The organism is Shewanella sp. BF02_Schw (genome assembly GCF_014596695.2).
Lineage (GTDB): Bacteria > Pseudomonadota > Gammaproteobacteria > Enterobacterales > Shewanellaceae > Shewanella.
Genome location: NZ_JABKAW020000002.1, coordinates 604,375 through 626,562 on the forward strand (window position 1 = coordinate 604,375; position 22,188 = coordinate 626,562).

Consider the following 22,188-nt stretch of genomic DNA (forward strand, 5'->3'; position numbering starts at 1 on the left):
GTATGTAATCAATTGAATATACACTACAAAAAATAGTGTTTCACTAATATGCCTGTGACAACGACATTGACTAAAACAGGGAATATTACGGCTATAATATTAGGCAAAAAAGCCCATGACCAATTGCCGTGCAGCGTTGTTAATGGGTAGTCGAAAAAACACAGCATGTAAACAATGTGTTTAAGCGGAAAATACATCGCATTAAGGGTAATGACTTCACCGCTCTTAAGCTCAATATCACACGCGGTAATATGGTTGCGCACATGTAAACCTGTCTCTTGATCAGATTTCATAAGCTCTCGCCATCAGCAATCATTTCTTTCGCGACTCGGTAGCCTACAACATGAGACTGTAATGTACTCCAACCTTCCCAAACCGCCGTCCAGCTTGCGATCCCTGTTCGTTTGGTATCGGTGAAACCACCCAACTTTGCGATTGATTGATACGCCCATTTCAGACTCGGCGCGCCTTTATCTTTATGCCCTCTAGGCTTATTAAACCGCATTAGCACCTTCCATTCATCTTCTTCGAGTACCGTGTCACAGCGTTGAGCCTCCACTGCTTTGGCCTCCTCAACCAGCCCTTTTTTACGTAAATAATAAGGGATGGTGATGGCTTCTCTGAGTTGCAGTAAACGGACGCCGATAAAAGCTAAGATTGAAACCGCTCTTTCTAAGTTCTTAGGCTCTGTCATTCTTTGGCGCTCAGCTCCTGCACCCGTTTTCCATGCTTTATGAAAATCCTCAATTCGCCATCTTGCGGTGTAAATATCAATAATATGAAGTGCTTGAATTAACGTATCGATTGGCTCTGTTGTTAATAGCACCCAGCGCAACGGCTCAGTAACGCTTTTTGATGTTTTTTCTTGAGCGTACACCACGTTTACTGGCTTAGTCTCACCTTTCGTTTTGAACGTAACCTGTGCCACTTTAATGGTTAGCTTGGCTTTTCTTGCCACGCGGTTTACAGGCTTCCCTTTACTATTTTTTGTCCCCTTCTGGGCGATATCGATAGTGTATTCACCCCGTTCGGCTTGTGATTCAAGATGTTCAAATAACGTAGAGTCAGTCTCTATCAGCGCTCTAGAATGTTTCGCTCGAACGACAAAACGCTCATTATGCTTCTGTTTATCTTGAATATAACTCAGTATGTCTGCTTCTCTATCACACACTGAAATTACCCGTGACATGAGCTTTCCCAAGCGTTGACGGCAGAAATAAGAGGCTTCTGACCACTTACCGCTTTCTTTTTCGTCAGCATCTTCAGGATTATTAGGACGAAGCCAGTATTCTTGATGAATGAGCCCGATAGTCTGAGTCGTGAAGCTGTCTAATAGCAGGGTTGAATGAACCCACCAACCACGTGATTTATCTGTCGTCGTCCCCAGTTTGCCAAGCTCTTCTGCTACTTGATGTTTGTAACTCAGCGCAGTGGTGTCATCAATGGCTAATATCTCAGCATAGGGCTGGGCAAGCTCTGCAGTATGTTGAAAACCAGAAGCTCTAATTACTTCTGGAGAAATGTTGTCGTTACGGATCAATCGATAAGCCCCTTCAACTTTAGCCTCATTACCTTGACATGATAAAGCGATAGACTTACCACTACAACGTGCCATATCTGCAGCGACTTCGATGACACGATCTGTGCGACGCGGGTCACCAAAGAAACCGTTTTTAAAGTGATTGTATGACCATTGCTCTGGGTTGAATATTGACATGGTTTTTCTCTAAGTAACTGAAGTTACTTGATCTGATCACAGTTCACCCCAGAAGTTCAATATTTTTTATACTTGTGTAGAAGAGTCAGCATGTAAACGATGCATTTGAGATTTATATTTTACCTTTATGCGATCAATGTCATCGCGTTGTAACTCCAACTGCCCCACAGGCTTATCCATTATTGCATTCGCAGGAATGGCAATACGCTGCTGGCTCACATAGCAACGTAATGTCCCGGTAATACCGTAACGTCGCCTAACCAGCCAATAACGTCCTATTAAGTAGACAGGTAATAATCCAATGTTGATTAATACTAATGCACGAGCAAGCTCAGTATTAGGAACACTAAGAGGTAGCACAGCCAAACCGACCATCAAAATAAGCAGTAACAACGAAACGCCCAAAGACAGAGGGTAACCTATATTAGCGACATATAAACCCACGTCACTTTGCGCGTTAAAGTTACGCATCCCTTTTATGTACAGGTTATAAAACCAAGATTTATCATCTAACTCTATTATTTTGGCCATAATGATTATTAGTGAGCAATATCCTTATTAATGTACTCAAATTTTATCACCATCAACAGAATGTTCACCAATAAACCTGTTACCTTTTCCTAATAAAATATTACTCACCACTTAAATACATCCTTAAGGATGGAGCAAAAAACAAAAGGCACTAAAAGTGATAGGTATATAGTCATCATATTACAAATTGTTTTACACCTTATTGATGTTTGAATATCTTATGATCACTTAATGTTATTTCACAAAATATTGGATACCACACAACAGGGAGTTGATATGTTAAAACCCGCGCTAATGTCATTAGCCATTATCATTGCAGTGATACCAGCGATGAATGCCTATTCAGCAACATTACAAGAATTATTTTCTGAGCCTAAAGAGGTAAAAGAAACAAAAAATGAATTAAGGCACTTCACGCCTGTGCAATTGATCACGGCAATTGACGATAAAAATATTCAATCAAAAGAAGTGAAAGGAAAACTAACTAGAACCAACTATGAGCTACCGCCGTCTTATACACCGGCACATTTAATCAATAACTATAAAAACCAGCTTAACGCGCTCAATGCCGAGATCATTTTTGAATGTGAACAAGCAAGTTGTGGTGATGAACGTAAGCTATCTTCATTTATCTCGCCTTTGACAAATATTTCCAGTAGCTTGCCATCATTAATAACAGCACATATTACCCTGCCTAAAAAACAAGTTTATGTGTCGATATATGCGATTAGCTGGCAGAATGCTACCAATTTAGAATTGGATATTATAGAAGTCATCGCTGAGCCATTAGATTTGGTGGCCACTAATCAAAGTTATTTATCACAAGCTGTGAGTGAAATAACGGTTAAAGACAATAGCGATAAAGATACTAAAAACTCGGCTGACCACCCAATGCTAAGCAGAATTCCAGGTGCTTATATACAAAAATATATTACACATGGTTTTAACCAAGCCTCAGTACTTGTGGGTGATAACTATAAAACCATAGAACTGGAAGGAAAAATTACTGATATTGCTTACCTATTACCACGTACTTACTCAGAATTTGAGATTGACGCAAATTATCAACATGCGTTAACTAAACTCGGTTTTACAGAGGTTTATGCCTGTTTAGGGAAGGAGTGCGGAAACGAAGATACATTAGAAACTAAGATAGCATTACTAGCAACGATTGGCTTTGACGAAAACCAATTTTATAGACTATACAAGTTAGATAGAGCTGAAGGTAATGTGTACGCTATGGTATACGTCATTGGTTTTCCAGGCCAATTGTCAGCAGAAGTCCGAATCATTGAAGAAACCACATTAAACAATAATCGTGTGGGAATTGATTTGCAGGGCTTAACCGACGAGATAGCCAAAACCGGCCATGTGGCACTAGACGGTTTGTTGTTTAAATATGATAGCGATGAATTACTGCCAGAAGCTTATCCGATTGTTGAAGTGGTAGCTCAATACCTACAAACACACCCTAAGCAGCTTTTTTATGTGGTAGGACACTCAGACGACCAGGGCTCGCAAGCTTATAACCAAACCTTGTCAGAAAAACGCGCGACTGCAATTAAAACCCGATTGATTAAACAGTTCTCTATTTCTGCACAACAAGTTGAAGCCAAAGGGGTTGGTGAGTACTCGCCTATTGCCAATAATCTTGATGAAGCGGGCCAGAAACAAAACCGCCGCGTTGAGTTAGTGATACGTTCAGATAATAAATAACCTCTGCTACAGATAATAGATAATTATCTCACTGGAGAAGTAATCATAGAAAGGCAGCCTAGACTACCTTTCTATTCACTAAGAATGTTTTACTTACCAGACTCAAGGTTAATACGTAGTCTGTATTTAGCCCTGAATTTAGTTCTTAACTCAATCCTTAACTCTTAACTCATTATTGTGATTAACGCTGAAGCGTTAATCACAATAATATCCATCAGATTGACAATAAAACTCCGGTAATAAACCAGCAATATCCCATTAGTACCAATGACAATATTTCGTCATTGGTACTAATGAGTCCAAGCCTGAATTAACAGGTAACTACGCCATAAGTTAGCCAGTGTTACTCGGCTCGGCAGGTGGTTATTTGCAATATTTTACGTTGGCCGCTTTTGGCGTGCTCAAGCAAGCATGTATCGCCTTGAATAAGCAATTGCACACTCTCTGGCATCTCGGTAGAGCGCCCCATTAATAAACGACCATTAGTGTCTTTGTGCATTGCAGGTTCAATAGACAAGACGCTGGTGTCTGCAAACGCGCTTTGAGCAATCATCACATGGTCTGTATTCAACAAACTGGCAATAGCCGCTTGTAGTTCATCCACACTGGCACTATTTGGCGACGTGATTAGCGCAGGAACCGCTCTATCGTTTCCGGCCGTTGAAGTGCCACACCCCATAAAAGCCGTGGAAAACATCACTACAGCAATAAGTAAACCAGAAGGTAAACGGGACATTACATGGCTCCTGTCGACATTATCCGATTATTTTTAAGCAATGTTGAGTGACGGTCATCTTTCAACATAAAGCCCTTATCCATCATTGTTGGAGCCGCTGACACTTTAGCCGCTGATGACGTCAGCTCTGGACACTGGTTATTATCACGGTAATACAATGCGGCGCTTAAGAGTCGCTCATTGGTATCACCAAGCGCATGGTTTAAATCATCGCTTAGCGCACAACCTTCAATTTCACTGTCGAGTGTTGGACTTGTAGTGGGTACAAAACCATCTGAATAATCACCAAAACCTTTATCGTTTACGCCTTTAAATTGAATGCTAAAGTAAGTGGTACCGCAGTTTGGTGTTGGGTAAAATCCATAAGGCTTTCCGCACGTTGTGCCACCAATTTGAATCACTTCAATATCAATACCACGCAGACTATTCATCAATGCTTCACTGGCCGAGCATGTATCTGCTGTTGTTAATACATAAAGCCGCTTGAGGTTTAGTGAAGGCAGTGTAATCCCTGCACGCAGCAACCCAGTATTAAAGCCTATTGTTTGCGGAATAAACGGCGTTGGTTCGAGTATTGCTCTAGTTACGGGATCGATAGTTCGATATTTATCATTAAAACTGGTGCGTTCAAATATGCGATTATTGGTCGCGGTATCACCTGCTATCATGTAACCCAACTGACTCGCTAAGGCGAGTAAACCGCCACCGTTGTAGCGTAAATCTAGGACTAAATCTTCTACATCCGCTTCGCTTAACGTGGTGATAGCATCAAACAACCCTCGCTCTGCAGTCGCAATATGAGAATTAAATTGTAAGTATCCAATCTTGCCGCTTGCGGTTTGGATCACTTGGGTATTTTGCACCGGGGTAGAGATAACTGTGGTGGCCGACAATATGACATTGCGATCGACAATGGCATTGAGATCTCGCACGGTAAATGTCGTTTGTTTGCCACTTTGAGTTGGGAACAACCCTGCATTTAATGTATCTATGCTTGCACTATCGTCAGCATTAGCCACATTGACGCCATCTACAGCAACAATAATAGCGCCGCGATTTATTCTCGCGGCAACTGCCGGTGAATTAGGTTCGCTATAAGTAATGGTGACCTGACGAGTTACCCCCGCAGATGCATTGCGAAGTGACAGGTTAAATCCGTAACCGAATGATGCGCCAGATTGATTTAATTGCTCCCATTCATCAGTCGGCATTGAGAAATGAAACTTATCTTTTACATTACCGGTTTCAGACAGTTCATCTGTGATTAATAAATCAAAGTATTGCGCTACGGTATAAGGAGCTGGATCGCGATCGAAAATTTCATCATACCAAAGGTAAGTGTCGTTACTCCATGAGCGAAGCCAAAGCTTTTCGGTGAGTTCAGATCCAGTTTGATCGGCCTTGCACTGTAATGCGACATCCGCGTATGGAGTAAACTGGCCTTTGGTCCAAGTGATGCTACTGCTGTCTGTCACCGGAGGTGTGACATTATTACTGGCTGACTCGCTTCCCCCACCACTGCAACCTGCAACGGTTAAACTGGCGGTAACCAATAACGGAGTGATAGCTTTCCTAAAAAGTAACTGCATTAATATTCCTTTATTTTACTTTATGTTAGCCATTTGTATTACAAATAACTGCTCTAGAATGCAACAGTATATTAACGCAAATGATTTACTAAAATACAGAGAATGATCAATAAATGAATTGATTATCGCGCCGCGAGTTCATCTTACAAGAACCAATGCTTTGCTTACCAACGATATTGTTTAAGGACTGCTTTGGTAAGTTGTGTTCATCGTAGGATGAACACAAAAAAATAAACTCCATTTTTAGATGCCATAATAGCCCATATTTATCAATAGTTTACGATATAATCCATTGATAAAAGTCATTGACTCGGTATCTATTATTTAAAGCAAACACTCATGAGCAATAAGCGTTGGGCAGCTGTATTCTACAACTCAATACCCCAGAAAAATGGCAAATATGTTCGACAACATAGTATAAAAGCTAGTTGGCGTGTTGAATATTTGAATGGAGGAAACTAAATACACATTAATGATGAAACTGAATCTACTATTTTCAATAAATATCTAAAAACACGACAAAAACTATAAATTAACCTATAGATATCATTAACAAAATAATCCAAACAACATTAATCGACAACATTAATCGACAATACCAACTCAATAATATCAACTCAATAATATCAACTCAATAATATCAACTCAATAAAATTACTGAGCTGAAGTTATCAAAAAAAACAAATAAATTAACAAATAAACTAACAATTAGAAATATTATTACTTGAATTAATATTTACACAATAACGAGTTATAGAATCGGCGATATAGAATCCGTATTACGAGAGTAGCAGTGTCTTAAAATAATTTTTAGCAAGCCGCTTCTGATGATAAGACTTGCTAACCACTTTTAAACTTACCTCAACACTAATTGAGTTAATAACTGCGACTGAGTCAATAATGCGACACTTTTGTGTTGTTGACCATTAATACTCAGCGTGACTTGTGGGTTATCTAAAAAATCACGAGCAGCTTCTGCACTATAAATATCAGGTGTAGCAAGCTCATAACGTTGATTTTCAGCAACTTCTAATGTGAGGTACAAGGATTCAGAACGTACCCAATGGCCTGAATCATCAGCATTATCTTGAAATAAGTCGCGATAGTTAATTTCAACCAATTGTTGCCCGCGGCTAAGTCCAATCGTATTTTTTATACTGACGTTCTGACCATTCACGGTTTCAACTATCATTGAGTCCGGTACTGTAATACTCGATGCTTGAGCTGGCATGCCAAATAATAGCGTTAAGCCTACGGTGGTTGAGGTGAGTAACATTTTTACAGAAAATGAAGTCGTCATAATAATATTCATCCATATTTCATACTTAACGATTAAGTATGTTGGTATTAATGTAAAAGACCTCGATATATACAAATAAATTTCAACTTTTTATATTAAAGATGACTTAATACAAATTAGTGTCACTCGTTAAGCTTTATCTTATTGTATTATTGATAGTTAGCATTTTATAAATGTAATCGGCTTTATAATGCATAGCCCCGAAATGAATTAACACACGCCAATGACAGATCATTAAACACCCTGTCATTCGACAGAAACTCAAGCTATTGAATAGCTGAATAATCGTTCAATATTCAGCCATTCATCCTTAGATAAGTCATCATTCTATCGTTTTAGCTAGATTGCGTTTTCCCCCTACATTTACAGCCGATAAAAATGAAGCGCGGTGTTTCACAGAACTCGTCAACGGATGAAGATTTAGTACACAAAAATACCGTTTAACGACTAAACTTGATCATGCCATTTATTTGAACCTTTGCTCAGATTTCAATGGTCACAGGCGTTAGATATTAATGGTAAAAATCTTATTAACGTAATGATAAAAATAGTTTATTTTTTTATTATTATCAGATTTGAACTACAGTAAAAGAAGGCAATGCTCTTTTTATGCGGGGAAAGAATGGATAGTTTTTTCAGTTTGATGAGTAACACCGTATTGTTACTGGCACTTGTCGTTATTTATGATGCCATAAAATTACAAAAGATAGCCCCCAAGAAATATGGAAATGTCTTGAGTGGGGTTTTTATCGGAATGATTGCAATTTGTGTCATGAATAATCCTTGGGAGTTAAGGCCGGGGATATTTTTTGATACTCGTTGGGTACTGTTAAGTTTAAGTGGGCTATTTTTTGGTTTTATCCCGACATTGATTGCCGCGTTACTCGCTGCTTGTTTCCGTATTTATCAAGGCGGCGCCGGTTTATACGTTGGAACCTTAATTATTATTATCAGCTCTGCCATTGGGTTAGGCTGGCGATACTGGATGAAGTCTGCAAACAAACAACCCAATTGGCAAAACTTACTGGCCATGGGGTTTGTGGTGGAGATTGGCATTTTGCTGTGTTTATTACTCATGCCAGTGGTAGATAAATACGACATTATTCTTACAATTGGTCCGACATTATTAACGGTATATACATGTGGCACCATGCTAGTGGGGTTATTGCTAAAACAGCATCAACAAAGGCAACAAATATATCAAGAGTTACATCATCACAAAAGCCTCCTCGAAACCGAGAAAAACCTGTTACAAAGCATTATTGATGGCATTCCCGATATCATTTTTTACAAATCGGTCGACGGGATTTATTTAGGTTGTAACAAGGCATTCTCTGAAGCGTTAAACCTTAAACCCGAGGATATTAAGCATCAGACAGACTATGACTTATTTGATCGTCAGCAGGCAGACAGCTTTATCAAGGCCGATCGCTTTGTATTACGAGAAAACCAGCCGTGGATGAATGAAGAATGGGTCACAACACCAGATGGAATCGCCCATATTTTTAAAACCCATAAAACGCCTTTTACTAATTTGTCAGGGGAAATTGAGGGGATTGTGGGCGTAAGTCGAGATATGGCCGACCGAAAACTCATTGAAGAACAGTTACGCCGCAGTGAAAGTACTTATCGTAATATTATCAGTACCGCGCAAGATGGCTTTGTTATTGTGTCGGTGGACGGCAAAATAATTGAGTCGAATCAGAGTTTCGCTAATATGACCGGTTATACTCTCGACGAGCTGAGCAATAAACCGATTGGAGAGATCGAAACCAGTGAAAAACACCAGTATTCTACTCAAAATGTCATTAAAGTTAAGCAAACAAAGTCTATTAATTACACCTCTCAACACCGACATAAGTTAGGTCATTTGTTTCATGTTGAGGTGAGCATCAGCTTTTGGGATGGTGATGATGGGATGTTATTCTGCTTTGTTAAAGATATTTCACAGCGCATTAATGCCGAACAAAAACTGCTTCTGAGTGAATCTAAGTTTAGACATATTTTTGAACAAATACCCTCAATTTCGGTCCAAGGTTATGATAAAAACCGTTCGGTCATTTTTTGGAACCAGGCCAGTGAAAAGCTTTATGGATATACCAAAGAGCAAGCATTAGGGAAGCAATTAGAAGACCTCATTATTCCCCCACCTTACCGAGAACATGTGATCAATAACGTCAATGCATGGATTAATGAAGGGGTTCCTATTCTCGCTGAAGAATTACTCCTGCAACGTGCAGATGGTAGTAATGTAGCGGTTTATTCATCCCATACGTTAATCAACAATACCGATAATGAAGCAGAAATGTACTGTATCGATATCGATTTAAGCGCCCAAAAAAAGGCTGAAGAACAAGCTCTTACATTGTCACAAGCAATAGAACAAAGCCCAATATCAATGATATTAACTAATATCGACAGCAAAATTGAATATGTGAATAGTGCCTTTGAAAAAATTTCTGGCTACGCCGCGAGTGAAGTCATTGGCCAATCGGCCAGCATGCTAAAGTCGGGATTAACCCCAAAATCACTTTATAAAGAATTATGGAATGCTATTTCTACCGGACATGCATGGCAAGGCGAGCTGCAAAACAAAAAGAAAAACGGCGATATTTTTTGGGAACATGCTCATATTGCACCTATTTTTGATAACGCTGGCGTCACTAAACACTATCTAGCCCTAAAACAAGATGTCACTCAATACAAACAACAAGAAGAAAAAATTCTTCATCAAGCCCATTACGATAGCTTAACAGGCCTGCCTAATAGACTACTGTCACTTGATAGATTGTCGCAAATGCTTAAAGACGCCCATCGAGCCAAAAATAATGTGGCAGTATTGTTTATTGATTTAGACGATTTTAAAAAGGTTAATGACACCATGGGTCACTCTGTTGGTGATGAACTGTTGATCCAAGCGGCGGTTCGGTTAAAAAATACCATTAGAGAAAGTGATGTTGTGGGTAGGTTGGGAGGTGATGAATTTATCATTATATTGAGCAATATTAATGAACCCACTGAAGTTGAAATTATTGCCCGTAAGCTACTCGAGCAATTTTACCAGCCTTTTAGGCTCGAAAATCGTGAGCTAGTGTCAACCATCAGTATTGGTATTGCCCTTTACCCGCTAGATAGTGAAGACCCTAAAGAATTGCTAAGACAAGCAGATTCAGCCATGTACCATTCAAAGGATCGCGGCAGAAATACCTATAATTTCTATACACATCAAATGAACCACGATATGAATCGGCGCTTGAAAGTTGAAGAGCAATTACGCAGTGCATTGAAGCAAAAAGAACTCGAGGTTTACTTTCAACCTTTTGTAGATATCAAGAGCCGCAAAATTATCGGCGCGGAAGCCCTTTTACGCTGGAATAATGCTTTGCTCGGTCAAGTCACTCCTGATGAGTTTATCCCTATTGCTGAACAAACGGGACTCATTGTCACAATCGGTCAATATGTTATCGAGGTTGCATTTGCTACAGCCAAAAAATGGCAACAAACCTATAATCCTCATTTTAAAATTGCCATTAACGTGTCCCCAAAACAATTCAGGGAAAATACCTTTGTTGACATGCTTAATATCCAGCTAGATAAACATCAGATTAATCCTAGCACTATTGAACTGGAAATCACCGAAGGAGTCTTACTCAGTGGCGACGCCGTCATCGACAGTAACTTGATATCCATTAACGACATTGGTGTCAGTATCTCAATGGACGATTTTGGTACCGGATATTCGTCGCTCAGTTACCTGCGCAGTTACCCATTCAATACCTTAAAAGTAGATAAAAGCTTTATTAACGATATAACCGTCGATCCGGGCGATCTAGAACTTGTTGGTGCGGCAATCGCTATGGGGCACGGTCTCAATTTAACGGTCGTGGCAGAAGGCGTTGAAACAGAAGAGCAGTATCATCTGCTTAATGCATTGAAATGTGATTACGGCCAAGGTTACTTATTTAGTAAACCATTACCCCAAGCAGCATTTGAAGCACTTTTACAGGCGCAGGCAACAAATGAAAAAGCCAATAAGAGATCTTTAATAAGACGCTGATCAAAAATGCCTGTCAGCAAACTGACAGGCATTAATAAATCTATTTGGTTATTAAGCTATTTCCACTTAGCTACCCGTGATAAAAACAGCATGCTGCGTTAATTACCTAGACAACTTAGTGATTAACTTAAGCCGTTTTCACTTTCCAATTCACTTTTTGTCCTGCAAAAAATGGCACGATAGGATTACCGTTTGGCAGAATAATCTCTTCTGGTACCGTCCATTCTTGTTTCACTAGCGTCACAGTGCCACTGTTGCGTGGTAAGCCATAAAAGTCTGCGCCATGTAAGCTGGCAAAACCTTCTAACTTATCTAATGCCCCTAAGTTATCAAATACTTGCGCATAGAGTTCTAATGCACTCCAGGCACTGTAACAACCTGCGCAGCCACAGGCTGACTCTTTGCGGTGTTTTTCATGCGGGGCAGAATCAGTACCTAAAAAGAATTTACTTGAGCCTGTCGCCACAGCAGCTTGCAATGCATGCTGGTGAATGTTGCGTTTTAATACGGGTAAGCAAAAGTTATGCGGACGCACACCACCGACGAGTAAATCATTACGATTTAACAATAAATGCTGTGGGGTAATGGTTGCAGCAACATTAGCTGAAGCCTCTGCGACAAACTCAGCCGCTTCTTTAGTGGTGATATGTTCAAACACCACTTTAAGGCTAGGAATGGCTTCGACAATGCGCGATAAATAGCGATCGATAAACATCTTTTCGCGATCAAAAATATCAATATGCGATTCTGTTACTTCACCATGTACTAATAACAACATGCCTTGTTGCGCCATAACCTCAAATATCGGAAACAACTCATCCAAGGCTTTAACTGCTGCATCTGAATTTGTGGTCGCACCTGCTGGGTATAACTTTCCAGCCACTACCCCTGCCGCTTTGGCATCGATAATATCTTGAGCGCTGGTGTTATTAGTTAAAAATAGCGTCATTAACGGCTGAAAACTACTTCCGGCTGGGCGCGCCGCCAAGATACGATCTCGATAAGCTAAAGCCATTGTAGCGGTCGTTACTGGTGGGACTAAATTAGGCATCACAATCGCGCGTTGAAACAGTCTAGCCGTCGCAGGAACCGTTTCACCTAGCATATCCCCATCTCGAAAATGAAGATGCCAATCATCGGGAGTGGTTAAGGTAATTTGCGTCATGTGGGTTCCTTGGCTTAAATAACAGATTGTTAGCCGTTATTGTGCCTGAATTCACTTTTTCTTAATAGATGCATAATTTGAACGCTGACTTTGCTATAGCAAAAAGTCATGCCATTTATAGTAAATATTTCACGATTCATGCAGTTGCGAGCCCATAAAACCGGCGGTAACGCTCTATGCTATTATGTTGAAAGCATCTTTTTATAGGGGGAATTAAATTGTTAGCTAATGCCGGATTTAGATTACAGATAAGTGTGCACCTTATTAGCGTCATCACGATAATGATGGCTGTCTCTGGCTGCAATCAAGCTGAGGTGATGAAAACCCCCGATAATATTCAACCACTCGTACAAGAAACGCTAATTGATGGCGTACTGTCTAACGATGCCAGTATGGCTGTCACATTAGGCAGAAGCCGTACATTATCAATTTGGGATGTGGCAACAAGCCAACTATTACGCCAATGGTCTGACGATGACTTTGATGAAACCAATTATCTGCTGGCGTTGTCTGGTAACAAACAATTCCTTGCGACGGCTGGCAAACAAAAAATATCCGTTTTTAACCTTGAGACAGGCAAATTAGATATACGTTGGCCCGCCCACGGATTTAATCCCGATGCCAGCATTTCGAGCCTTTTTCTGAGCCAAACAGGCAGCACTATTTTGGTGGGGATGAATGATGGTTCAATCACAGTGATACAACGAAGTAGCATGACAATGTCATTGTTTAAACAACACAGCGCCGCCGTTAATCATGTTGAGCTATCAGGCTTTGAACAACAGGTTTTATCGACAGGACTTGATGGTGATGTCCATATTTGGGCTGCTTATAGCGGTGAGTTGATCAGCAGTTTCTCACGTCCTCAACAAATCACCAGCGTGAGTTTTGATGACGCTAATCGGCGCTTATTTATTGCCGATGCACTTGATAACAATGTCATTATCGATACCCAAACAACGCAGCCAGTAAGTCATCTAGATTACCTTGAGCGCTATCGCTATTTTCGGCAGGCGTTATTCGTCAATCACGGCAAAAACTTAATTACCGCAACGTCAAAACAAAGTGTTATCTATTGGGATGCTTCATCAGGAAAAGAGCTTTCTCATTGGGATATCACCGCCTATAACACTGGCACTACGGTATTTTCAATGGTGATCAAACCTAATGGTAAGCTATTGACCTTAAGCTCTGATGGTGCACTTGAGACCTGGAGCTTATAAGTTTATCTCCATCAGAGATAATAAAAAATCATAACAGCGTTATTTGATTTGCATTGTTCGTGTGATTGACTGGCAATTGGCACCTCATAGATACTGGCACTGTTGGGCGTATCACTGGTAATCAATAATCTCTCGGATAGTAACCGTATGAATCAATAGCATCACTAAACAGTCACTAACAATTCCAAAGCCAGCTGGATTTAGCACGGTGATAAAATCAGTATCGTTGAATAGTCAGTTTTATGGGCTAGATCAAAGATCTGTTTGTATCTCATACTCAATAAAGAATAGAGCTTGCATGTGTGAACTACATTCAGTATATATGGCATATGCTACAAACGAGGTGCTACATGGCAAGACCTAAAATCCCCCGAACTATATGCGGCCAAGCTGCCAACATCTGTTTTAAGCCCAATGGTATTCCGATGACGCAGTTAGAACAGGTACCACTTGCAGAGGATGAAATGGAGGCTTTACGCTTAGTTGATTTACTGGGGATGCAACAACAAGAAGCAGCTAAATCAATGAATATTTCTCGTCAAACGTTGGCGAACTTGGTTAAAGGAGCTAGGCATAAGGTGGTTGATAGTCTTATTAATGGCAAAGCGTTGATGACAAATAATATCAGCTGAAGATTAAACACAGTTAACACGTGTCGACGTGTTTAGGTCAATCTAATGCAAGCAGTATTGAAAGAATCTGGTCTCAAAATAACCACTCAAAAGTGTAAGTTACTTGAGTTTCTTACTCAAACCGATGAACAGCATTTAACGGTAGAAAATATCTATCAAGGGTTAAATGCACAGGGAGAGACCATTAGCCTTCATACTGTAGACCAAATTATGGCGCATTTTGAACAAGCAGGCCTCGTTGTAGGTCGATTATTTGAATCTAAAAATACTGTTTATGAGCTCAGTAATAAACCACGGCATGATCATCTAATTTGTTTAACCTGTGGCAAGTTAATCGATTTTATCGACCCCTTGATTGAGCTACGCTTAGGATTAGCGGCAGAACATCACGGCATGAGTATTCACCACCACAGCCTCAATATATACGGTCACTGCTTTGCTTGCCAAAAAGCACTTAATAGCAAATCAGAAAACAAAAAGTCTGATTGATAGTCGCTAGGTTAATCGTTAATTTTATTGGAGAATAGCATGACCAAAATAGTCATTATTGGTGGTGTTGCTGGTGGTGCATCGGCAGCAGCAAGAGCAAGACGCGTATCTGAAACTGCTGAAATAATCATCCTTGAAAGGGGCGAATTTGTTTCATTTGCCAACTGTGGTTTGCCTTACCATATTAGTGGTGAAATTGAATCCCGAGACGCACTATTACTGCAAACACCCGAAAGCTTTAAGTCGCGTTTTAATGTCGATGTACGGGTACATAATGAAGTCGTGGCGATTGATAGACAAGCCAAGCAATTAACCGTACGTAACCTTATGACCAATGAAATGTATCAAGAGTCATATGAAAAGCTATTACTCAGCCCCGGTGCATCACCAATAAAACCACCCATTAGCGGCATCAATAACCATTTCGTCCATAGCCTGCGTAATATTCCTGATATGGATAAAATCCTGTCGAATCTTCTACTGCATAAACCTAAACATGCCACGGTAGTAGGCGGTGGGTTTATTGGCTTAGAAATGGTAGAAGCGCTGCGCCACCTTGGGTTAGACGTCACCTTACTCGAACTAGCAGACCAAGTGATGGGGCCAGTTGATCTTGAAATGGCCAATATGCTGCATCAAAAACTGGTTGATAATGGGGTTGATTTACGCTTAAAAACCGGCTTAACCGCTGTTGATGAATACCCGATACAACTGGCTGAAGCCGATAATACCGGTGATTATGATAAGCCAATATTACCTCACTACCATCTGCAACTAGCATTGAGTGATAACAACACCTTAGCAACCGATTTAGTCATCCTCGCCATTGGTGTTAAACCTGAGACCAGCTTGGCGTCTGAGTGCGGTTTAGTATTAGGCCCACTCGGTGGTATTCGGGTTGACGAAGGCATGCGAACCTCCGATGCAGATATTTATGCTGTGGGCGATGCCATCGAAACTGCAGATTTTGTTACTGGTAATCCGACACTCATCCCCCTTGCTGGCCCTGCCAACCGCCAAGGACGATTAGCTGCCGATAACATGCTTGGTGGTGATAAAAAATATCGTGCCACTCAAGGCACAGCTATTTGTAAGTTGTTTGATATGGCCATTGCTTCAACAGGATTAAATGAGAAAAGTTTACTCAAGCAAAATATCCCATTTGAAAAAATCTATGTCCACACAGCAAGCCACGCCAGCTATTATCCTGGGGCTCACCCTATTAGCTTAAAGCTATTGTTCTGCCCTAGTTCAGGCCGTATTTTAGGCGCGCAGGCAGCAGGGATTGACGGCGTTGATAAACGTATGGACGTATTAGCCGTGGCGCAACGCGCTGGTATGACGGTGCATGACTTAGCCGATCTTGAACTCACATACGCGCCTCCATTTGGTTCTGCAAGAGATGTGGTCAATCAAGCAGGTATGGTCGCAGCCAATGTATTATTAGGTGATGAAGCCATATGTCACAGTCAAGATTTACACGCTTTGACCGCAGAACAAATCATTGTCGATGTTCGAAACCCAGGGGAACTCACGGCCGTGGGTTCAATTGCAGGCGCAATGAATATTCCACTGCCAGAGCTTCGAGACCGACTAAACGAACTCCCTAAAGACAAAGAGTTACTGGTATTTTGCCAGGTGGGTTTACGCGGTCATGTCGCTTATCGCATGTTAATCCAGCATGGTTTTAAAGTGCGTAACCTCACTGGTGGTTATAAAACCTACCAAATGGTTAATGCGCGCTTTTAAAGCATTGCTGGGATTTATACTCATCAATAAATAAGGTCTTGTGTGAACCGTTATCAAGATAGCAAACAAAGCCACAGTCAATGTGTTGTCTGTGGCGACGCTAAACAAAATCCATTGTCGTTACAGTGTAAATTTTTTGCTGACGGTGATAACCAAGTGGTTGGTTATCATAAAGTGAGTCCGCAGCTTCAAGGCTACAACAGCTTCTTGCATGGCGGCGTTGCCAGTGCCTTAGTCGATGCGGCGATGACTCATTGTTTGCTGATGCAAGGTATTAAGGCCTTAACCGCCGAAATGACCATCCGCTTTATTGCCCCCATAAAGGTTGGTGATGCCATCAAAATTGTCGGTCGATTGGTGAGCCAACGTTTAGGGATGTACCAATTAGAAGCTGCGCTCTTTGTTAACAATAAAGCTTTCGTGACAGCATCGGCAAAGTTTATCCAACCTAAAAGTGGCGTCATCGACTAGCGTTTTTTGCAAGCAGCAAATTAACCAGTACGAGACAAATTTCCAGTTAATTTTAGTCAAAAAAACCAGCCCGAAAGCTGGTTTTGATTATTCCTCAGTGTTAGCTACTGCCAACCTATGTCATTACGCTTGTGGGCGCATCGCTGGGAATAAAATCACGTCGCGAATGGTATGCGTGTTAGTGAATAGCATCACTAAACGGTCGATACCAATACCTTGACCTGCTGTTGGTGGTAAACCGTGCTCTAGTGCTGTGATGTAGTCAGCGTCATAGAACATTGCTTCGTCATCGCCTGCATCTTTAGCATCAACTTGCGCTTTAAAGCGGTTGTCTTGATCTTCAGCATCGTTGAGCTCACTAAAGCCGTTAGCCACTTCGCGGCCACCGATAAAGAACTCAAAACGATCGGTAATGAAGTCATTGTTATCATTACGACGCGCCAAAGGTGAAATATCCGCTGGGTAGCCAGTAATGAACGTAGGTTGCATTAACTTAGTTTCAGCAGTTTCACCGAAAATTTCTTCAAGTAACTGACCACAGGTCCAGAATTTCTCTAACTTGATGCCTAGGCTCGATGCTAAGTCGCGCATAAACTCTACGTCTTTAACTTGCTCGTAGGTCATAGCTTGAATAGTCGCATTGTCAGGATTGTATTTCTGAATCGCTTCTAACATGCTTAAACGAGCATAAGCGCCACCAAACTCAACAGTTTCTTCACCATACGGCATGCTAGTACTGCCTAATAATTCTTGAGCAATTGACCCCAGCATTTCTTCGGTTAAGTCCATTAGGTCTTTGTAATCAGCATATGCCATATAGAATTCCATCATGGTGAATTCTGGGTTATGACGTGGTGATAAACCTTCGTTACGGAAGTTACGGTTAATTTCGAACACACGCTCAAAACCACCAACCACTAAACGCTTAAGGTATAGCTCAGGCGCGATACGTAAGTACATCGCCATGTCTAATGCATTATGATGAGTCACAAATGGACGTGCTGAAGCGCCACCAGGAATAACGTGCATCATTGGGGTTTCAACTTCCATGAACTCTTTTTTGATCATGAAGTTGCGAATAGCAGAAACCACTTTAGAACGCATAATAAAGGCATTGCGCGAATCTTCGTTAACGATCAAATCAACGTAACGCTGACGATAACGCGTTTCTTGGTCGGTTAAACCATGGAATTTTTCAGGTAACGGACGCAATGCTTTGGTCAGTAACTGATATTCTTCCATATTAACGTACAAGTCGCCTTTGCCAGATAAATGCAGCTGACCTTTAACACCGATAATATCACCGATGTCTAAACCTTGATAACGCTCTTTTAAGTCGCCTTGCACTGGCTTACCAGCATAAGCTTGAATACGGCCAGACACGTCTTGAATTACTAAAAACGGACCACGCTTGGCCATAACACGGCCAGCAATACTGGTTTGAAAAGCTAACTCTTCTAGCGCTTCTTTGGTTTGCTCGCCATATTGAGCCTGTAACTCAGCCGCTTTATGACTACGCTGCCATGTATTTGGATGAGCATTCGCAGGACAGTTGGTGCGGATGTGGTCTAATTTAGCGCGACGTTCAGCAATCAGTTTGTTTTCATCTTGTACGTGTTCAGTCATATTATATTCTCGCGTTTACTCGCCACACTTACATGGCGGAAAAAGTTAATTTAATTAAAGTCCTGATTTTAGGCTGGCTTCAATAAACTTATCTAAATCACCATCCAGCACAGTTTGAGTGTTGCGGTTCTCAACCCCTGTACGTAAATCTTTGATACGGGCGTCATCTAATACGTATGAACGAATTTGACTGCCCCAACCGATATCTGATTTTGCATCTTCAGCAGCTTGTTTATCGGCATTTTGTTTATGCATTTCTAACTCGTACAACTTCGCCTTTAATTGCTTAAAAGCAGAGTCACGGTTTTTATGTTGCGAGCGATCGTTTTGACATTGCACCACAGTGTTGGTTGGTAAATGTGTAATACGTATCGCAGAATCGGTTTTGTTGACGTGCTGACCACCCGCGCCAGAAGCACGGTAAGTGTCGATACGTAAATCTGATGGATTGATATCGATTTCAATATCATCATCAATTTCAGGGTAAACGAAAACAGAACAGAAAGAAGTATGACGTTTACCTGATGAATCAAATGGCGATTTACGTACTAAACGGTGCACACCCGTCTCTGTTCGCATCCAACCAAAAGCGTACTCACCAGTGAACTTAATCGTAGCACCTTTAATACCTGCCACATCGCCGTCGGTCACTTCCATTAACTCTGGGCTATAACCATGCGCGTCACCCCAGCGTAAATACATGCGCAGAACCATGTTGGCCCAGTCTTGTGCTTCGGTGCCGCCTGAACCAGATTGAATATCAAGATAACAGTTTGAAGCATCACTCTTACCAGAAAACATGCGGCGGAATTCGAGATCAGCCAGACGAGTGTCTAACTCCTCAAGTTCTGCGGCAGCATCATTAAAGGTTTCTTCGTCATCTTCTTCAATGGCAAGCTCAAGTAACCCTTGGATGTCTTCTAGACCCGTGTCCATATCATCAATGGTTTTGACCACAACCACTAACGCAGCACGCTCTTTACCTAATGCTTGAGCACGTTCAGGCTCATTCCACACTTCAGGGCTTTCAAGCTCGCGACTGACTTCTTCTAAACGCTCACTTTTAGCAGCGTAGTCAAAGATACCCCCGAAGTAACTCAGTACGTTCGGCTAGCTCTTTAATTTTGAATTTTACAGGATTAACTTCAAACATGAATATTCAACTTAAATTTGGCGGTTAACAAAAGGTGCAACGGCGCATTTTACCCCATGATAGGCACTAAACCTAGACCGGAAGGCCGATTATTAATAAACAAATGACGAATATATTTCATCAAATCAACATCTGGAAAAACACTTACCCACGAATGAATAGAATAAATGGACCGTTTATAATGTTAAAGTTTGCTTCAACAAATATAGGTTCAAATTTAGGCTCTGGTGTAGATTAAAAATTGGACTAAAAAAAATGAACCGCTTCGGGTTCATTTTTAATTACCTACCAAGTAAACATTATATTTTAAATTGACCCACTAATTCCGCTAACGTCTGACCATCATCAGCAACGGTTTTACTCATACCGGACGCATCTTGACTGGCCACCAATAACGTATTAACAATCTCTTGCACTGAATTGATATTGCGATTGATTTCTTCGGTCACTGAGCTTTGTTCAGTAGCCGCGGTGGCAATTTGAGTACTCATGTCATTAATGCTGGTTACTGATGATGTCACGGCACCTAAACTTTCAGAAATCGCTCTAGAAGACTCCACCGAACTCAAACAACTCACCTGGCTTTCTTCCATAGTTTGTACCGTTTGAGTCACTAGCTTATTCAGTTCTGCCAGCATTTCATTAATTTCAACCGTACTGGCTTGGGTTCGACTAGCCAAGTTTCTCACTTCATCAGCAACAACCGCAAAACCCCGACCTTGCTCGCCCGCTCGGGCTGCTTCGATTGCCGCATTGAGTGCCAGTAAATTGGTTTGGTCAGCAATCCCACCTATCACACTCAGCACTGAATTAATTTTCTTAGATTGTTCACTTAATGATTTGACGTTGGCCGCAGCGTTGTCAATTTGGTTCATTAAATTAGACACTTCCGTTAATGAGGTATCGACACAATCTTGCGCTTTCGTAACGTTATCAGAGGCAGCATGCGTGGCTTCAGCTACCATATTAGTATTGTGGGCCACGTCATGCGCCGTCGCCGACATTTCGGTGATCGCGGTGACAATTTGGTCAATTTCATTATTGTGATTGTAGAGTTGCTCTGTCATTGACACTGTTTGGCCACTGATATTTTGAGCCGCATGCTTAACCCTGTCGGTCGCACCAGCCACATCACCCATAATATGTTGTAATTTGTCGATGAACAGATTGAATGCGCTGCCTAATTGGCCAATCTCATCCTCACTGGTGATATCTAAACGTTTAGTTAAATCACCTTCACCTTTAGCGATATCATTAAGCGATGACGCCATATTTTGAATTGGCACCACCATTTTATGGGCCATCAGCACCACGCCAAAAGCAGTCATCCCCGTAAGACCTAAAGCAATTAATAGAAACATTAATGCTTTTTGATTCATCTCTTCAGTTTTATAAGTTTCATAACCGACAATAGACTCTTCAATATCATCAATATAAGCGCCCGAGCCTAACATCCAATTGGTATTAGGGATCATTACCGCGAAACCGAGCTTTTCTACAAGCTGTTCGCTACCGGGCTTTTTATAATAATAAGAAAAATTACCAGTACCCGATTTAGCCGCATCTAATAACCCAACAATAATCTTGGTACCATTAGGATCGGCCATGTCAATTTTGTTTTGACCTTCAAGTTCAGGCATAGTCGGGTGAAAAATATTGACGCCAGCATCATCATATATAAAAAAGTACCCTGCAGTTCCAAAACGTAGATATCGTAATGCTCCATTGACATTACCACTGCTACCCAAAGCAAGCTCATACTCCACAACACCTTGGGCAATTTGAACCGATTCTTTTAGTTGATTTTTACGTTCTGAAATTAACTCACTGCGAAAATTATCAATATCCTTGGTTAGAGACGATTCTTCATTCACATAAAAAATACTCAGTAGTACGATGAGGATCAACGAAAGCGGAATTAGCGATAACCCCAGTAGTTTATTGCGTAGGGAAGATCTCAGCATAGTGGCCAGCCTTTTGAAGGTCTTTTAAGGTAATAGTCTATCAATATAATAGTCTATTTATTATATACTC

17 protein-coding genes are annotated in these 22,188 nt (G+C 41.0%); 7 read left to right on the forward strand and 10 right to left on the reverse strand.

Annotation, left to right across the window (positions count from 1 at the left end):
* Nucleotides 1–23 precede the first annotated feature (23 nt).
* The 3 genes from HNW13_RS11060 to HNW13_RS11070 all read right to left on the reverse strand — a co-directional run bounded on the left by HNW13_RS11060 (nt 24) and on the right by HNW13_RS11070 (nt 2,248).
* Nucleotides 24–293, reverse strand: a complete 270-nt coding sequence (locus HNW13_RS11060; protein ID WP_192115445.1) for a hypothetical protein — start codon at nt 291–293, stop codon at nt 24–26.
* Complete coding sequence (locus HNW13_RS11065; protein WP_192114076.1) at nt 290–1,717, reverse strand: IS4 family transposase; 1,428 nt, start codon at nt 1,715–1,717, stop codon at nt 290–292. Before HNW13_RS11065 ends, HNW13_RS11060 begins: the two co-directional genes overlap by 4 nt.
* Before the next feature lie 66 nt (nt 1,718–1,783).
* Nucleotides 1,784–2,248, reverse strand: coding sequence for a hypothetical protein (locus HNW13_RS11070; RefSeq protein WP_192115444.1), 465 nt, complete (start codon nt 2,246–2,248; stop codon nt 1,784–1,786).
* A gap of 276 nt (nt 2,249–2,524) precedes the next feature.
* On the opposite strand from HNW13_RS11070, the gene HNW13_RS11075 reads away from it, so the two are divergent.
* Nucleotides 2,525–3,964, forward strand: coding sequence for an OmpA family protein (locus HNW13_RS11075; protein WP_192115443.1), 1,440 nt, complete (start codon nt 2,525–2,527; stop codon nt 3,962–3,964).
* A 343-nt stretch (nt 3,965–4,307) separates the two neighbouring features.
* Here the strand turns inward: HNW13_RS11075 and HNW13_RS11080 are convergent, their stop codons facing one another.
* The 3 genes from HNW13_RS11080 to HNW13_RS11090 all read right to left on the reverse strand — a co-directional run bounded on the left by HNW13_RS11080 (nt 4,308) and on the right by HNW13_RS11090 (nt 7,589).
* Complete coding sequence (locus HNW13_RS11080) at nt 4,308–4,700, reverse strand: hypothetical protein (protein WP_192115442.1); 393 nt, start codon at nt 4,698–4,700, stop codon at nt 4,308–4,310.
* A complete protein-coding gene (locus tag HNW13_RS11085) occupies nt 4,700–6,289 on the reverse strand; it encodes a S41 family peptidase (RefSeq protein ID WP_192115441.1) in 1,590 nt (529 codons plus the stop codon). Before HNW13_RS11085 ends, HNW13_RS11080 begins: the two co-directional genes overlap by 1 nt.
* Before the next feature lie 856 nt (nt 6,290–7,145).
* Entirely contained in the window at nt 7,146–7,589 is a 444-nt protein-coding gene (locus HNW13_RS11090) for a DUF2057 family protein (protein WP_157822782.1), read from the reverse strand.
* Nucleotides 7,590–8,211: 622 nt separating this feature from the next.
* Here HNW13_RS11090 and HNW13_RS11095 point away from each other — a divergent pair.
* Nucleotides 8,212–11,646, forward strand: a complete 3,435-nt coding sequence (locus HNW13_RS11095; protein ID WP_192115440.1) for an EAL domain-containing protein — start codon at nt 8,212–8,214, stop codon at nt 11,644–11,646.
* Nucleotides 11,647–11,773: 127 nt separating this feature from the next.
* Here the strand turns inward: HNW13_RS11095 and pyrC are convergent, their stop codons facing one another.
* Nucleotides 11,774–12,811, reverse strand: coding sequence for a dihydroorotase (pyrC, locus tag HNW13_RS11100; protein ID WP_101086150.1), 1,038 nt, complete (start codon nt 12,809–12,811; stop codon nt 11,774–11,776).
* 218 nt (nt 12,812–13,029) lie between these two features.
* Here pyrC and HNW13_RS11105 point away from each other — a divergent pair, with 218 nt between their 5' ends.
* The 5 genes from HNW13_RS11105 to HNW13_RS23725 all read left to right on the forward strand — a co-directional run bounded on the left by HNW13_RS11105 (nt 13,030) and on the right by HNW13_RS23725 (nt 17,375).
* Nucleotides 13,030–14,034 (forward strand): WD40 repeat domain-containing protein, encoded by a 1,005-nt coding sequence (locus HNW13_RS11105; protein ID WP_242445108.1) that lies wholly within the window; start codon nt 13,030–13,032, stop codon nt 14,032–14,034.
* 350 nt (nt 14,035–14,384) lie between these two features.
* Complete coding sequence (locus HNW13_RS11110; RefSeq protein ID WP_059747677.1) at nt 14,385–14,666, forward strand: DUF134 domain-containing protein; 282 nt, start codon at nt 14,385–14,387, stop codon at nt 14,664–14,666.
* A gap of 45 nt (nt 14,667–14,711) precedes the next feature.
* Nucleotides 14,712–15,155, forward strand: coding sequence for a transcriptional repressor (locus HNW13_RS11115; RefSeq protein ID WP_192115439.1), 444 nt, complete (start codon nt 14,712–14,714; stop codon nt 15,153–15,155).
* A gap of 39 nt (nt 15,156–15,194) precedes the next feature.
* Nucleotides 15,195–16,904, forward strand: coding sequence for an FAD-dependent oxidoreductase (locus tag HNW13_RS11120; protein WP_192115438.1), 1,710 nt, complete (start codon nt 15,195–15,197; stop codon nt 16,902–16,904).
* Between the two features lie 42 nt (nt 16,905–16,946).
* Complete coding sequence (locus HNW13_RS23725; RefSeq protein WP_192115437.1) at nt 16,947–17,375, forward strand: PaaI family thioesterase; 429 nt, start codon at nt 16,947–16,949, stop codon at nt 17,373–17,375.
* A 123-nt stretch (nt 17,376–17,498) separates the two neighbouring features.
* On the opposite strand, the gene lysS is transcribed toward HNW13_RS23725, so the two are convergent.
* The 3 genes from lysS to HNW13_RS11140 all read right to left on the reverse strand — a co-directional run bounded on the left by lysS (nt 17,499) and on the right by HNW13_RS11140 (nt 22,118).
* The gene (gene lysS / locus HNW13_RS11130; protein WP_182743557.1) at nt 17,499–19,001 is read right to left on the reverse strand and encodes a lysine--tRNA ligase; all 1,503 of its coding nucleotides are present in this window, start codon (nt 18,999–19,001) and stop codon (nt 17,499–17,501) included.
* A 54-nt stretch (nt 19,002–19,055) separates the two neighbouring features.
* Nucleotides 19,056–20,154, reverse strand: a protein-coding gene (gene prfB / locus HNW13_RS11135; protein WP_162022282.1) for a peptide chain release factor 2 whose coding sequence is annotated in 2 segments (ribosomal slippage) — nt 19,056–20,078 and nt 20,080–20,154 — 1,098 coding nt in all. Because the reading frame shifts where the segments join, the coding sequence is not laid out codon by codon here.
* Between the two features lie 299 nt (nt 20,155–20,453).
* Nucleotides 20,454–22,118 carry a methyl-accepting chemotaxis protein gene (locus HNW13_RS11140; protein ID WP_192115436.1) on the reverse strand — a complete coding sequence of 555 codons (1,665 nt, stop codon included), beginning with the start codon at nt 22,116–22,118 and terminating at the stop codon, nt 20,454–20,456.
* Nucleotides 22,119–22,188: the final 70 nt, after the last annotated feature.